The organism is Paenisporosarcina sp. FSL H8-0542 (assembly GCF_038632915.1).
GTDB lineage: Bacteria > Bacillota > Bacilli > Bacillales_A > Planococcaceae > Paenisporosarcina.
Genome location: NZ_CP152050.1, coordinates 2,080,032 through 2,094,315, shown reverse-complemented (window position 1 = coordinate 2,094,315; position 14,284 = coordinate 2,080,032). Strand labels below are relative to the sequence as shown.

Annotated in this window: 20 protein-coding genes; 14 read left to right on the top strand and 6 right to left on the bottom strand. The window is 38.2% G+C overall.

The window, feature by feature from the left end:
* Window positions 1-111: 111 nt before the first annotated feature.
* A complete protein-coding gene (locus tag MHH33_RS10870; protein ID WP_342541732.1) occupies window positions 112-282 on the bottom strand; it encodes a hypothetical protein in 171 nt (56 codons plus the stop codon).
* Between the two features lie 280 nt (window positions 283-562).
* Between MHH33_RS10870 and MHH33_RS10865 the strand changes: the two genes are divergently transcribed.
* The 3 genes from MHH33_RS10865 (at window position 563) to MHH33_RS10855 (ending at window position 2,432) form a co-directional block, all read left to right on the top strand.
* A complete protein-coding gene (locus tag MHH33_RS10865) occupies window positions 563-748 on the top strand; it encodes a hypothetical protein (protein ID WP_016427483.1) in 186 nt (61 codons plus the stop codon).
* Between the two features lie 189 nt (window positions 749-937).
* Complete coding sequence (rlmN, locus tag MHH33_RS10860) at window positions 938-2,008, top strand: 23S rRNA (adenine(2503)-C(2))-methyltransferase RlmN (protein WP_016427482.1); 1,071 nt, start codon at window positions 938-940, stop codon at window positions 2,006-2,008.
* Window positions 2,009-2,186: 178 nt separating this feature from the next.
* On the top strand, window positions 2,187-2,432 hold the full coding sequence (locus tag MHH33_RS10855; protein ID WP_016427481.1) for a phage holin: 246 nt from the start codon (window positions 2,187-2,189) through the stop codon (window positions 2,430-2,432).
* 245 nt (window positions 2,433-2,677) lie between these two features.
* On the opposite strand, the gene lexA is transcribed toward MHH33_RS10855, so the two are convergent.
* Window positions 2,678-3,298, bottom strand: coding sequence for a transcriptional repressor LexA (gene lexA / locus MHH33_RS10850; RefSeq protein WP_016427480.1), 621 nt, complete (start codon window positions 3,296-3,298; stop codon window positions 2,678-2,680).
* Between the two features lie 170 nt (window positions 3,299-3,468).
* Here lexA and MHH33_RS10845 point away from each other — a divergent pair, with 170 nt between their 5' ends.
* The 6 genes from MHH33_RS10845 to MHH33_RS10820 all read left to right on the top strand — a co-directional run bounded on the left by MHH33_RS10845 (window position 3,469) and on the right by MHH33_RS10820 (window position 7,728).
* Window positions 3,469-3,786 carry a LysM peptidoglycan-binding domain-containing protein gene (locus MHH33_RS10845; RefSeq protein ID WP_016427479.1) on the top strand — a complete coding sequence of 106 codons (318 nt, stop codon included), beginning with the start codon at window positions 3,469-3,471 and terminating at the stop codon, window positions 3,784-3,786.
* Window positions 3,786-4,445 carry a recombinase family protein gene (locus tag MHH33_RS10840; RefSeq protein ID WP_016427478.1) on the top strand — a complete coding sequence of 220 codons (660 nt, stop codon included), beginning with the start codon at window positions 3,786-3,788 and terminating at the stop codon, window positions 4,443-4,445. The genes MHH33_RS10845 and MHH33_RS10840 overlap by 1 nt, the downstream gene beginning before the upstream one ends.
* Window positions 4,446-4,512: 67 nt before the next feature.
* Window positions 4,513-4,746: a DUF896 domain-containing protein gene (locus tag MHH33_RS10835; protein ID WP_016427477.1), complete on the top strand. Its 234-nt coding sequence runs from the start codon at window positions 4,513-4,515 to the stop codon at window positions 4,744-4,746.
* A gap of 88 nt (window positions 4,747-4,834) precedes the next feature.
* Entirely contained in the window at window positions 4,835-6,841 is a 2,007-nt protein-coding gene (gene tkt, locus MHH33_RS10830) for a transketolase (protein WP_016427476.1), read from the top strand.
* A gap of 134 nt (window positions 6,842-6,975) precedes the next feature.
* A complete protein-coding gene (sirA, locus tag MHH33_RS10825) occupies window positions 6,976-7,431 on the top strand; it encodes a sporulation inhibitor of replication protein SirA (protein ID WP_016427475.1) in 456 nt (151 codons plus the stop codon).
* A 78-nt stretch (window positions 7,432-7,509) separates the two neighbouring features.
* Entirely contained in the window at window positions 7,510-7,728 is a 219-nt protein-coding gene (locus tag MHH33_RS10820; protein WP_016427474.1) for a YneF family protein, read from the top strand.
* Between the two features lie 74 nt (window positions 7,729-7,802).
* Here the strand turns inward: MHH33_RS10820 and MHH33_RS10815 are convergent, their stop codons facing one another.
* Entirely contained in the window at window positions 7,803-8,735 is a 933-nt protein-coding gene (locus MHH33_RS10815; protein WP_016427473.1) for an alpha/beta hydrolase, read from the bottom strand.
* A gap of 11 nt (window positions 8,736-8,746) precedes the next feature.
* A complete protein-coding gene (locus MHH33_RS10810; protein WP_016427472.1) occupies window positions 8,747-9,649 on the bottom strand; it encodes a hydroxymethylglutaryl-CoA lyase in 903 nt (300 codons plus the stop codon).
* 82 nt (window positions 9,650-9,731) lie between these two features.
* On the opposite strand from MHH33_RS10810, the gene MHH33_RS10805 reads away from it, so the two are divergent.
* Window positions 9,732-10,919, top strand: a complete 1,188-nt coding sequence (locus MHH33_RS10805) for an acetyl-CoA C-acetyltransferase (protein ID WP_342541731.1) — start codon at window positions 9,732-9,734, stop codon at window positions 10,917-10,919.
* 17 nt (window positions 10,920-10,936) lie between these two features.
* Window positions 10,937-11,197: a YqkE family protein gene (locus MHH33_RS10800; RefSeq protein ID WP_016427470.1), complete on the top strand. Its 261-nt coding sequence runs from the start codon at window positions 10,937-10,939 to the stop codon at window positions 11,195-11,197.
* A gap of 59 nt (window positions 11,198-11,256) precedes the next feature.
* Here the strand turns inward: MHH33_RS10800 and MHH33_RS10795 are convergent, their stop codons facing one another.
* Together MHH33_RS10795 and MHH33_RS10790 are read right to left on the bottom strand one after the other, a co-directional pair.
* The gene (locus tag MHH33_RS10795; RefSeq protein ID WP_342541730.1) at window positions 11,257-11,403 is read right to left on the bottom strand and encodes a hypothetical protein; all 147 of its coding nucleotides are present in this window, start codon (window positions 11,401-11,403) and stop codon (window positions 11,257-11,259) included.
* A 100-nt stretch (window positions 11,404-11,503) separates the two neighbouring features.
* Complete coding sequence (locus MHH33_RS10790) at window positions 11,504-12,406, bottom strand: aldo/keto reductase (RefSeq protein ID WP_342541729.1); 903 nt, start codon at window positions 12,404-12,406, stop codon at window positions 11,504-11,506.
* Between the two features lie 70 nt (window positions 12,407-12,476).
* On the opposite strand from MHH33_RS10790, the gene MHH33_RS10785 reads away from it, so the two are divergent.
* The 3 genes from MHH33_RS10785 to MHH33_RS10775 all read left to right on the top strand — a co-directional run bounded on the left by MHH33_RS10785 (window position 12,477) and on the right by MHH33_RS10775 (window position 14,160).
* A complete protein-coding gene (locus MHH33_RS10785; protein ID WP_016427467.1) occupies window positions 12,477-13,025 on the top strand; it encodes an NUDIX hydrolase in 549 nt (182 codons plus the stop codon).
* Window positions 13,026-13,058: 33 nt separating this feature from the next.
* Entirely contained in the window at window positions 13,059-13,595 is a 537-nt protein-coding gene (locus MHH33_RS10780; protein ID WP_342541728.1) for a hypothetical protein, read from the top strand.
* A gap of 100 nt (window positions 13,596-13,695) precedes the next feature.
* Window positions 13,696-14,160 carry a Fur family transcriptional regulator gene (locus MHH33_RS10775; protein ID WP_016427465.1) on the top strand — a complete coding sequence of 155 codons (465 nt, stop codon included), beginning with the start codon at window positions 13,696-13,698 and terminating at the stop codon, window positions 14,158-14,160.
* The last annotated feature ends 124 nt before the right edge of the window (window positions 14,161-14,284 follow it).

The following is a 14,284-nucleotide window of genomic DNA, read 5'->3' as shown; positions in this document are numbered from 1 at the left end:
ACGTTTTTTTTTACGGAAAAAAGTTCATGAAAGACCTGCAATAATTTTGCATATTTAGGATACAACATTAATTAGGTTGAGATACCATATAGGTCTCACCTTTAAATCGTATTATTTATTTATCTTGTTGGTTTGTTGATTCTTGTTTTTATTGTTAACAATATTTTTAGGGTTGGAATCAAATTCTGTAACAGCAAATTCCGCTTTCTGATTGTTGGGGGTTTTGTAGGATCCAAAGGGGTTATGCGTTCTTTCATTCAATGTTTTTTTGTTGTTTTTCATGAGTGTTCACCTCCTAGATTCTAATGTGCTCTGTATAGAAGGTTTTATTCTTACAACTGCAAGGGAACTTTGATTAAACTTGTTCCCAAAATTAGCTAATTTCTACCTGGAAAGAAAATCTAAATTATATGACAGAAGAGAAGAATTAATAAAATATAATATTTTTTCTTAGTCAATAGGTTTGTAATTGGGTTAAATGTACAGTTTGTGGGTATAAAGTGGTATGAGTAATGAATTTAGTAACTGTCGTTAAGCCTTCTTTTTAGTGGGAGGTGATTAATTGCGAAAAGTCCAAGGTGTTAAAAGTTTGATGGCTTATTTCGATTCAGTAAATTACCCAATGACTAAAGAAAATTTAATCGATCTTATGGCGCGAAAAGAGGTACTTCACATAAGTCCTATAAGCGTTATCCTTCTATTTGAACTAAATCATATCGACTGGTGGATTAAAGCACATATAAAGTAAGCATTGACAAAACCCTACTTATTATTCGGTAGGGTTTTGTTCATAAAGTGGATAAAATTCATTCGAGAATAAAGAATGTGTTTAAGTTCATAATGAAAGAAAGTATCATTGAAAATTCAATCAGTTGTTATGTTCGCTTGTTTCTAGTAGAATGAGTACTGATTTTGTTTTATGAAAAGAGGATATCAAATGAAAACATCTATTTTTGGATTGACATTGGAACAGCTGACAGCATGGCTTTTAGATAACGGACAAAAAAAATACCGAGCAGAGCAAATTTGGGATTGGTTATATATAAAGCGTATTACTGAGTTTTCACAAATGGCAAACATCAGTAAAGAATGTATTCATTTACTGGAAGAAAACTTCGTTCTTTATACACTAGAACAAAGCGTTAAGCAGGAATCTGCAGACGGTACCATTAAATTCCTGTTTAAAATGAAAGATGGAAATTTAATTGAAACTGTTCTGATGAGATTCAAGTATGGCTTATCAGTCTGTGTGACGACGCAAGTTGGATGTAACATCGGATGTAGTTTTTGTGCAAGTGGTTTACTGAAAAAGAGTCGTGATTTATCTTCAGGAGAAATTGTGGAGCAAATCATGAAAGTTCAGCAACATTTGGATACAGTGAAAAAAGACGAGAGAGTGAGCCATATTGTTGTAATGGGAATTGGCGAACCTTTTGATAACTATTCAAATTTGATGAGTTTCCTAAATGTAGTAAACTCACAAAAAGGACTTGCGATTGGGGCGCGTCATATCACCGTATCAACAAGTGGTATTGTTCCTAAAATTTATGACTATGCTGATGAAGGTTTGCAAGTTAACCTCGCAATTTCAATTCATGCACCGACAAATGAATTGCGTACACGAATCATGAAAATCAATAAAGCTTATCCAATTGAAAAATTAATGGATGCGATTGATTACTATTTAGAAAAAACAAACCGACGAATTACATTTGAATATATCCTGTTACGCGATGTAAACGATCATGTGGAAGAAGCGGTGAAACTAGCCAAATTGCTTGAAAACAAGCGTCACCTTTCATATGTCAATTTAATTCCTTATAACCCGGTTGATGAGCACGGCCAATATCAACAAAGTACGCCAGAAGCAATCAGTGCGTTTTACGATGCACTGAAGAAAAAAGGAATTAACTGTGGAGTACGTCATGAACAAGGTGCAGATATTGATGCTGCATGTGGTCAGTTAAGAAGTAAACAAATAAAAAAAGCTGATAAAGCGACAACATAATTAAACAAAAGACGAAAAACGCCTCCATATATGGGGCGTTTTTCGTCTTTTTGTGAATTTTTTTAGTGGAATCAAAAGAAATATCCAATTTTATTTCAAAAAAATAAGGGAATTAATACTAGCTCCCAACTTATTGTCATATGATGAGCTAACACCAAAATAATAAGGAGGTTTACTTGTGAGCGAAACAAATAATCACGCCCCGTTTGATAAAATGATGATCGTTCGGACAGTAGTTCTTTTATTAGCTTGGCTCAATCAATATTTGGTCATAAAAGGTAATAGTCCATTGCCCATCAGTGATACGGAGATTACGGCTTTCATTACTTTTGCAGCATCTATGTGGGCCTGGTGGAAAAACAATGATGTTCGTTTTAAAGCAAGAAGAAATACACAGTATTTAAAGGATAAAGGGTTAAAGTAAACTATTAAAATTTCGGAAATTCAGTTTAACACAAAAAAAGTGCACAAAAAGGCCGACTGAAGATGAAAATGTCAGTCGGCGTGATATCGGCTCATTTACTAGTATAGCATAGTCACCATAAGTCTACAAGATTATTTTAAGAGTGATAATTCAACTAAGATTTACATACAATTGATATAATTTCACAAAAAAGGCTAATCCAAAGTCTATGCATTAGACAAATGGACCAGCCTTTTATTAATAATTTAATGGATTTGACGATAAACCCCAACGACTTTACCAAGTATCGAAACTTGTTCAACGATTATTGGCTCCATTGATGAGTTTTCAGGTTGAAGGCGGAAATATGATTTTTCTTTAAAGAACCGTTTAACAGTAGCTTCATCATCTTCAGTCATGGCAACAACGATATCACCATTATTTGCAGTTTGCTGCTGTTTCACGACAACATAGTCACCATTTAAAATTCCGGCTTCTATCATACTATCTCCCATAATTTCCAGCATGAAGAGATTGTCTTCTGAAGTTCCGAAAGTCTCAGGAAGAGGGAAGAACTCTTCAATATTTTCAATGGCAGTAATAGGCAATCCTGCAGTAACTTTACCGATCAAAGGCACATTAACAACGTTTGGTCGTATTTCTGTAACGTTATCAAGCTCTAAAATTTCAATAGCACGTGGCTTTGTAGGGTCGCGTCTTATTAATCCTTTGCTTTCCAATCGAGCTAAGTGACCATGAACTGTCGAGCTAGAAGCAAGTCCAACCGCTTCGCCGATTTCACGTACGGAAGGTGGATACCCTTTTTTTCGAACTTCATCTTTTATAAAAGCTAATATATCTTCTTGTCGTTTCGAAACTTTTTTCAACTAGTTCACCTCTTCACCTAAATGGTTGTCTCTTTCATCTAAGAGTAGTATAACAATCCGACTGTAAAAATGCAAACATAGGTTCTAATTATTGTTGACAAGAAACAAGTGTTCGGTTTATAGTGAGAGCATATATTCCGAACAAACATTCGGTTCGAGGAGGAAACAACATGAATTGGATAAAAAACAATCAATTTATTTCTTTATTAGTAGCAGTAACTTTGGGTTGCACACTATTTTTTGTGCTCTTTAATGTTAACCATGAGGAATCTTACAATGAAATCTACATAAAAGACGGAGATACACTCTGGACGCTATCTGAAAAATATCGTGGTAATACACCAAAACAGGATTGGATTTCTGAAGTGATGGTAGCAAACAACCTAAATTCACAAATGATTCATTCAGGTGATTCTTTAATTATTCCAGACTCTCTACAGCAATACGCACCAGATCATGGAGTGGAATATGCGGGAGACACAGAGTGATGGATAATTCTAATTCCGTTGTATTATATTGCCGTGTCAGTACGGAAAAAGAGGCTCAGGAGACGTCGCTGTCCCGCCAAGAAGAAGAATTACGCCAGTTCGCTCTAGAACAGAATTATTTTGTCTGGGACGTATTCATTGATCAACATAGTGGTTACTCTGTAGAACGAGAAGGATTGCTTGATTTACTGGATTATGTAAAACAACATTCAATTTCAACCGTTTTAATTCAGGATGAAACAAGGTTGGGACGAGGCAATTCACGAATGGCTATTTTACATATGCTAAAAAAATTAGAGGTTCAAGTTATTTCTTTAAACGATGGCGGTTCAATCCGATTGAATGAAATGGATACGATGATGTTGGAAATTTTAGCGCTGGTAGAAGAATACCAACGGAAATTGCATAATGCGAAAATTCGTAGAGGGATGAGAAGGGCAGTAGAACACGGTTTCAAGCCTGAAAAAAATCTCAGAGATCAAGGGAATCCAGAAGGAAGAGAACGAAAAGATATTCCTATCGAAGAAATTGTGAAATTGCGAAATAACGGACTGACCTATGAAGAAATTGCTTCGACACTGAGAGGTTTCGGTTTTCCTGTGAGCAAAGCCACAGTTCATCGAAGATATATTGAGTATAAAGAAAGATTTGGAGGCTAAATACTTGCGCTCCAAGTCTTTTTTGCATACCTTTTAATAAGGTTATTAGAAGGAAGGTGTGTATTGAATGTTATCTCCTGATAAAATTTCACGAATTAATGAATTGTCCAAAAAATCCAAGTCTGTGGGTCTTAGTATAGAAGAAGCGAAAGAACAAACGTCCTTACGAAAAGAATATCTTGAAACGTTTCGTTCATCTATGAGAAGTACCATTGAAAATGTTAAAGTGGTTGATCCAGAAGGAAATGATGTTACACCAGATAAAGTGAAAGCGTTAAAAGAAAAGAAATTTCTGAATTAAATCAACATTTGCTAACCGTTGTCAGTTTATCAAAAGTTGACTACACTAAGGAATGAAGAAAACTTCTGTATCAGAAAGGATGTCAAGTATGTCTCAACACGTAGATCATTTAGCCATCAGTACTATCCGCACGTTATCAATCGATGCGATTGAAAAAGCAAATTCAGGTCATCCAGGTTTACCAATGGGTGCAGCCCCTATGGCTTATACTCTTTGGACGAAACATTTACGTCATAATCCGGAAAATCCTAACTGGTTTAATCGTGACCGTTTTGTATTATCAGCGGGCCATGGTTCCATGTTGCTTTATAGCTTATTGCACTTAGGTGGTTATGATTTACCAATGGAAGAGCTTAAAAACTTCCGACAATGGAATTCTAAAACACCAGGACATCCTGAATACGGTCATACTGCTGGAGTTGAAGCTACAACAGGACCACTTGGACAAGGGATAGCTATGTCAGTTGGTATGGCAATGGCTGAGCGCCATTTAGCTGCGGTTTACAATAAACCGAACCATGAAGTTGTAGATCATTACACTTATGCTTTATGTGGTGATGGGGACTTAATGGAAGGTGTTGCTGCGGAAGCCATTTCACTAGCAGGACACTTGCAATTGGATAAACTGATTGTATTGTACGACAGTAATGATATCTCGTTGGACGGGGATTTGAATAAATCTTTCTCTGAAAAAATTCAGAAACGCTTTGAGTCTTATGGTTGGAACTATTTGCATGTAGCAGATGGGAATTCACTAGAAGATCTTTCAAATGCTATTGAAACGGCTAAAAACCATAAAGGACAACCAACTCTTATTGAAGTGAAAACGATCATTGGTTTTGGCTCTCCAAACAAATCTGGTAAATCAGATGTTCACGGCGCGCCATTAGGTAAAGATGAGGCACTGCTTACAAAAGAAAGCTACAAATGGACTTTCGAACAAGACTTCCATGTACCGGAAGAAGTTTATGCTGCTTTCAAAGAGTCAGCTGAAAAACTTGGCGGGGTAAATGAAGCTTCTTGGAACGAACAATTTGCATCTTATAAATCAGAATATCCAGAGCTTGCACAACAGTTGGAGCTTGCAATTAAAGGGGATCTTCCTGAAAATTACGATTCAGAAATTCCAGTTTATGAAGTTGGTACTTCTCATGCAACTCGTTCATCTTCTGGTGACGTTTTGAATGCAATCGCAAAAACTGTCCCTTCATTCTTCGGAGGAAGTGCGGATTTAGCTGGTTCAAATAAGACGACAATCAAAGGTGCGGGTGATTTCTCAAGTGACTCGTACGAAGGCCGTAACATTTGGTTCGGTGTTCGTGAATTTGCGATGGGTGCTGCCTTGAACGGTATGGCCCTACATGGTGGTTTACACGTATTTGGCGGTACATTCTTCGTATTCAGCGATTATGTACGACCAGCTGTACGTTTATCAGCATTAATGGGACTTCCTGTTACTTATGTATTTACACATGACAGTATTGCAGTTGGAGAAGATGGTCCAACGCATGAGCCGGTTGAACAATTGGCATCATTGCGTGCTATGCCAAACTTGTCCGTCATTCGTCCGGCAGATGCCAACGAATCGGCAGAAGCTTGGAAATTAGCTGTTTCATCTAAATCAGTGCCAACAGCGTTGATTTTATCTAGACAAAACTTACCGGTTCTAGAACACTCTGCTGCTCGAGCAGCTGAAGGTGTTGCAAAAGGGGCTTATGTTGTTTCTCCTGCAAACAAAGAACTGGCAGACGCATTGCTCTTAGCAACTGGTTCTGAAGTTTCACTTGCTGTGGATGCACAACAACTGTTAGCAGAAGAAGGAATTGATGTAGCAGTTATTTCGATGCCGTCATGGGATCGCTTTGAACAGCAAGATGCCGAATATAAAAATAGTGTCTTGCCGAAAACGGTCAAAAAACGTTTGGCTATCGAAATGGGCGTATCATTTGGCTGGGAACGTTACACAGGTGACGAAGGCAGTGTGTTAGGAATCGATCGTTTTGGTGCAAGCGCACCAGGAGAAATCGTTATGAAAGAATTTGGTTTCTCTAAAGAAAACGTAGTAGCGCGTGTGAAATCTTTATTGAATAAATAATAAAAAAACAAGTAGTGTGCATTCGCCACTGCTTGTTTTTTTTCGTCAATAAAAGTGACCAAGCAGAATCGCAGTTCGACAACTTTAGCGAAGAGCACCCTTTATACTTAATAAAAAAAGTGGGGGTTTAACATATGCGCACATATAAAATTTTTCACATTAAAAAAGCATACCAACCTTTCGTTTTAGGCCGGGAAAAAATGCTTCAGGAAATACTGGGAAGAGACAATATGCAAAGTAACCAGGACCATAATGAGATGACATATGTGTGCGAGAAAATAGATGAAGAATTCATCAAACAAAGTTTGGAGAGAAAACTAAGTCGTTTGTTTTCGCATAACGAACAGGATATGCATAAACTGTTGCTTGAACATCCATTAAAAGGATCCATTCAAATGAAGTTTGAACCATATTGTGTACATGTGTGGTGTAAGGGGTCCCATATGCTTGATTTGGATTTATTTGCAGGGTTTTCCGATTCTAGTGATTGCTATATGGCTTTCCAGCAAGAAGAAGCATCCTTTGGCTGGCTTAAGCCAATCAAAGTAGGATCCATTCATTCATTTACAGAAATTCTAGACTTCGCCTAGTAAGGAGAAGGGTTTTGTTGTATAATCCTTCTTGGAGATAGAAAGTAAGGTTAATCACCGAGAAGGGGGAAAACAACAATGCAATTATGGTTAGCAATTACTTTAATCATCGTGGCGTTAGTAGGTGGAGCTGTAATCGGTTTTTATGGCGCCCGTCAATATATGATGAAGTATTTAAAAGAGAACCCACCAATCAATGAACAAATGCTTCGCATGATGATGGCTCAAATGGGTCGTAAACCATCTGAAAAACAAGTGAAACAAATGATGAACCAAATGAATAAAATGCAAAAATAAAAAATAGCACTCCGTGAGTGCTATTTTTTATTGGTTATTATATCTAGTTCTTATAGGTAATACGACTTATGTTTTTATAATGTTGGTAAAAGATCATAGGTGTGAAGGAATTCTGCGACTGTTTTTTCATATTCCTCAGCATTTTGATTATATGATTGTGCATGGGGACCAATTTCAAATAGTTTTAATTGTTTTGGTCCTTGTTTCAACTCATACAGCTCTTTAGTCATTTCAGGCAAAATGAAATCATCAGGTAAACTATGAATGAATAAAACCGGTTTCTCGATATGAGATACTGCTTCTCTAGGTGATACAAGTTTCATGGAATATCCGTCCCGTACCCGTAAAAAGACATCCGCCAATTTTATTGCAAGACTTGAACGAAGTGGTGTTTCTTTTTTCATTAAGTACAGTAGTTGATCGGTAAAATCTGAAAACGCACAATCAGATATATAAAAATGAGCTTGATCTTCCAAAGTTCCAGCATACAGAATGGTTGTAGCGGCTCCCATCGACTCCCCATGAATCCCAATGATTGCGTCTTCACCGGCATAGTTTTTAACTGCGTTGACTATTACCTGTAAATCCATTTTTTCATAGTGACCGAAACTCGTTGTTTTACCCCCAGAATCACCATGCCGACGATGATCATATACAACTGAATTAAAACCCAACCGTTCAAAGAGACGGGCATATTTTACTGAATTTATTTTGTTTTCTGTGACACCGTGGCAAATGACGACGAAGTTATTTGTATCCAAAGGTTCCAGGAAAATTGCTTTAACTGGGTAGCCATTAGGGCTGTCAATCCATTTCTCCGTTTTTCGTACAATATTGAACCAAGCCTCATCGAATCTTTTCGCAGTAATTTCACGATTTAATATAAACGCATCATCTTTTTTCTTCAGATACATGAGTCGGTTTGTAAACACAAAACCAAAAATCGCCGCTCCTGCGGTCATAATACTCGAGAGAATACTGGTGATCCAAAGAATGCGACGCTTCATGGGAAATCCTCCTATGCTTGATTTAATTCGTATAATCTAAACATGCCCGTATCTATCGGTCTCGAAACGTGAGGAGCTATAATAGAAACCGCTTTACATAATTTATTCAGATCAATTCCTGTGTTTACTCCCATTGTATGTAACATATTCACGACATCTTCAGTTGCTACATTTCCTGTTGCCCCGGGCGCAAAAGGACAACCACCCAGTCCACCAGCTGATGTATCGAATCGTGTTACACCTGCAAGAAGAGCCGCGTAAATATTTGCTAAGCCCATTTTTCGTGTGTCGTGGAAATGTGCATTCATCAAAACTTGTGGAATTTCGCGAATCAGTAATGTGAATAATTCATAACTTTCCTGTGGATTCGCCATGCCGATTGTATCGGCAACACTAAGTTCGTCAATACCCCAGCTTGCGAACTCTTTGCATAAAGCCACCGTTTCATTAATGTCGATTTTCCCTTCATACGGACAATAAAAAGCCGTAGAGATACATGCCCGAACAAAAATTCCTTGTTGTTTTAAATCGATGATAACAGGTTTTAATTCCTGCATGCTTTGCGCCGTTGTTTTATTTATGTTCTTTAAATTGAATGTATTACTGACACCTACAAAAACTGCTACATTTTTTGCTCCTGCAGAAAGTGCACGTTCTACTCCTTTAGAGTTGGGTGTTAGCACGATTTGACGTCCTTGCTTGTGAACCCCTTGTACAATCTCGGTTGCATCGGCCATTTGTGGGACCCATTTTGGAGATACAAACGAAGTGATTTCCATTTCTTCTATTCCAGCTGTTTGTAATGCTTGAATAAATGCAAGCTTATTTTCGGTTGAAACCTCATTTTTCTCATTCTGAAGACCATCTCTTGGACCGACCTCGATAATTGTCACATTGTTTGGTAAACTAAACATATCATCCCTCCTTTATTCTATTGTAATGATGAGATAGGGGTGCTAGCAAATATATTTTCTTAGGGGATTAGGGGGATTTTCAATGTCAACAAGAGAAGTGGTTGTAGTAAGTGCTGTCCGTACAGCAATAGGTTCTTTCCAAGGGGCATTAAAAGACGTACCGGCTACAAAGTTAGGTGCGATTGTCATAAAAGAAGCATTAGAAAAAGCGGGTCTAGAACCAAATCAAGTGAGTGAAGTGATCATGGGGAATGTTTTGCAAGCTGGTTTGGGACAGAACCCTGCTAGACAAGCATCGATTCTTGCAGGTCTTCATGAAACAATTCCTTCCATGACAATTAATAAAGTGTGTGGATCAGGATTGAAAGCGATTCATTTGGCAACACAGGCTATTATCGCAGGAGATGCGGACATTGTTGTGGCAGGTGGAATGGAAAACATGAGCCAAGCTCCATATTTGTTGAAAAATGCGCGTGAAGGTTTCCGAATGGGCGACCAAAAAGTGGTGGATAGCATGATTTCTGACGGCTTATGGTGTGCTTTCAATGATTACCATATGGGCATAACAGCAGAAAATTTATGTGACCGTTACGAAATTACACGTGAACAACAAGATGAATTCTCAGCTCGTTCACAGGAACGTGCGGTTCAGGCGATTGATGGCGGGAAATTTAAAGAAGAAATCGTTGCTGTCGAAATTCCACAACGCAAAGGAGACCCAATCGTATTTGATACGGACGAATATCCAAAACGTGGGACTTCAGCAGAGAAGTTAGGTAAATTGCGACCAGCGTTTAAAAAAGAAGGCAGTGTCACTGCTGGGAATGCTTCCGGTATTAACGACGGAGCAGCAGCGGTTATCGTTATGTCTAAAGAAAAAGCAGATGAGTTAGGTTTAACACCATTAGCAACGATTGTAGCGAACGCATCAGCTGGTGTTGATCCATCCGTTATGGGAATTGGCCCTGTTAAAGCAGTGAAAAATGTTTTTGAAAAATCAGGCCTATCAATGGCGGATATTGACTTAGTGGAAGCAAATGAAGCTTTTGCAGCACAATCAATTGCTGTAGATCGCGAGCTTGCATTTGATCATGACAAGCTGAATGTTAATGGTGGTGCAATCGCTCTAGGACATCCAATCGGCGCGAGTGGTGCACGTATTTTCGTTTCTCTGCTTCATGAAATGGCTAGACAAGATGCGAAGACAGGGTTAGCAACTTTATGTATTGGTGGCGGACAAGGTGTCGCTACAATTGTGAAAAGAGCATAGGTAGAAGGTGAAAAAATATGGCAAAAAAGAAACAACAACAGCAACAACGCAGACAACCTGAGCGATCTGAACAATCATCAGGCAACACATTGTCCGATCAACTGCAAGGGGATGTGCTTGAAAAACTGAAGTTAGCTAAAAAGCAGTTACAGGATACAGAGCGTCAACAGGAAGAAGAACGCCTCGCGCAAGCTGAATTTGATCGTAAACAAAAAGAGAAAAACAAATCCTTTGCTGAACTTCTAGATGAGTATGGAATGAAGGGTAATAAATTTTAAGAAAAAAAGGACTTCGAATTTTTGAAGTCCTTTTTGTTTTGCCATCATCAGCGAACTATTTAATTAAAAATATCAAAAATCATTGAAATTAAGTAAAGAGGGACGCCAACGATGATCATGCCTGCGATAAAATAACACATACTCCTTAACGCAAACTTGAAGATATCATATAGTGCACCGGCAAAGTCATCAATAAACTTCGTCATTCATATCGCCTCCTTGAATCCATATGTATACGTTTTAACAAATAGGTAGGTTTCAATCTATAAGGAGTAAAAGTACGAGATTTAGAATTATAACGATTTTTTAAAGGCGATGGTCTATATAAATATCTGCTCTTAAGTATTCCTTCAAGTGTGCTAGTTGCTCAGGGGTCATAGGCTGATGATATGCTTGCATCGTTTCCTCTAATTGATTTGCTGAGCTTGCTCCTGCTAAGATAGCGGACACTTGGTCGTATTGAAGAACAAATGCCAATGCCGCACTATGAAGATATTGAGTGGTTTGAGTGAGTTGTGAAAGTGTTTCTATTAAAGCTTCTTTTTTGTATTCTCCGTATCCATCCGATTTTTCGGCACGTTTCAATGCATCTGGCGTAAGCAGACCTTTTGCTAGAGAACCCCGGGTGACAACAGAAGCACTATGTGATGCAATCATGTCAAACCATTCTTCGGGTCTGCGGTCTAACATGCTGTATTGCATCATGACAGAGCTTGCTTTACCGTTACGTAGGAAACGATGAATGACATTCGGGCGTATGGATGAAATGCCGTATGCTCGAATTAAACCTTCTTTTTTTAAAGATTCAAAAGCATCGACTGCTTCTTCTAAATCATCTTCCATCGTGCCTCCGTGTAATTGATATAGATCTAAATAATCGGTTTGAAGCCTTTGTAGACTTTCTTTAATTTGAGACGTGATATATGACTTTGATGAATCCCACGTCCAACCTGAAGCATCTTCATTCCACTTGTTACCCACCTTCGAAGCCAAAATGATGTCTTGTCGTTTACCTTTCAGAGCGTGTCCAACAACATCTTCATTTTTACCTTTATCATATAGATCCGCTGTATCAAAGTATGTAATTCCATGTTCAATGGCTGCATCCACTATTAGTTGGGCTTCACGTTGATTTGTCGGAAGAGACATACAACCCAGTCCGATTTCCGATACCATTATTCCACTTTGTCCAAGTTCGCGTTTATTCATCAGTCAGCCTCCTCATTTCATACATGGTACAATTGTCTTTGAAAATAGACAAACAGAAAGGGCGAAAAATATGAAAAAATATGAAGAGAAATCTATATCGTCAACACCGATTTATGAAGGGAAAGTTATTTCTCTTCGAGTGGATGAAGTAACATTGCCAAATGGTATGACTTCGAAGCGTGAATTGGTTAAACACCCTGGAGCGGTTGCCATTGTACCGATTACAGACGAAGGTAAAATTGTCTTTGTCGAGCAATATCGAAAAGCGCTCGAACGTTCTCTGATTGAGACGCCTGCAGGGAAACTAGAGCCAGGAGAAGAGCCGGAAGTAACTGCAAGAAGAGAACTGGAAGAAGAAACAGGGTACGGTTGTGAGAAATTGACACACATTCAATCGTTCGCAACTTCTCCGGGCTTTGCAGACGAAATTATTCACCTATATGTGGCAGAAGGATTGTCAAAAATTGAAAACGCGGCATCACTGGATGAAGATGAGTTTGTTGAGATAATCGAGGCAACCTTAGAAGAAGCAGAAGGAATGATGAAGTCTGGCCAAATCTTTGATGCAAAAACAGCATATAGTGTTCTTTGGGCTAAGGAATATTTACAAAATCGATGAATGATTGATAGTGGGACACGCATAAGCTACTCTATGAAAGGTAGGTGGCAGATGTTGACTCGCTCTTTCCCAATATTTTATTTACTAGGATTGCTAGTCATCGGTTATTTAGGTGGGTTATGGCTGTATTCAAAAATGCCTTTTGATCAAGTTGAAAGAGTCATACATTGGATAGACCCAAGACTTTTGAACGAAAACATACCAAGTGGTTTTGATTCAATTCTCCCGCAACTCGTTACGATTTTATTATTCCTACTTTTTGCTACTCATTTAATCCTGAAATATACCATTCTATTAATAGGTACAATGAGAGCTGTTTTTTGGGGAATTTGCTCAGGTTTTTTAATTGCACAGGAAACAGAATTTTGGGCATATGCATTATGGTGGTTCCCATTCCAGTTAATTTATTGTTCTTTATTACTACTGATTGGATTTTTACTTGTCCCACCACCATCGTATAATCAATTCAAACAAGCCCGCAGTTTTAAAGGTATAGGCGTACTAAGTCTAATCTATATTGTATTAATTGGACTTGAATTGTTTGTCCTTCCTTATATTCATGGTTTATAATCAATTTTAGATTATAATTATTATCATGTGGATAACTTTCTCTATCTTGTAAAGGGAAAGACCAATTTGGTATAATGAAGGAAGTTTGGGGGGGCGTCACATGGAGAGCCGTATTGACCGGATAAAAAAGCAGCTTCATGGTGCGAGCTATAAACTGACGCCACAGCGTGAAGCGACAGTTAGAGTGCTTCTTGAAAATGAAGAAGATCATCTGAGCGCAGAAGATGTATATCTTCTCGTTAAAAATAAAGCACCTGATATTGGACTTGCAACAGTATATCGAACGCTTGAACTTCTTACCGAATTAAAAGTTGTCGATAAAATTAACTTTGGAGACGGCGTTTCAAGATACGACTTGCGTCAGGAAGGTGCAGCACACTTCCATCACCATCTCGTATGTATTGAATGTGGAGCTGTAGATGAAATCCAGGAGGACTTGCTGGAAGATGTGGAAGTCGTTGTTGAAAAAAGATGGAATTTCCGTATTAAAGACCACAGGTTGACGTTCCATGGTATTTGTTGGCGCTGCCACGATACCCAGGATGAAAAAGAGGAGTCTGAGTAACAGAAAAGCGGAAAACATCGCTTCTAGCTCGACACAGACATGTTATACTGTAAAACAAAAGGATGGCAGAATTGCTATCCTTTTTTATGTTTTCATTAATAAAAATATATTGTCCATATATATA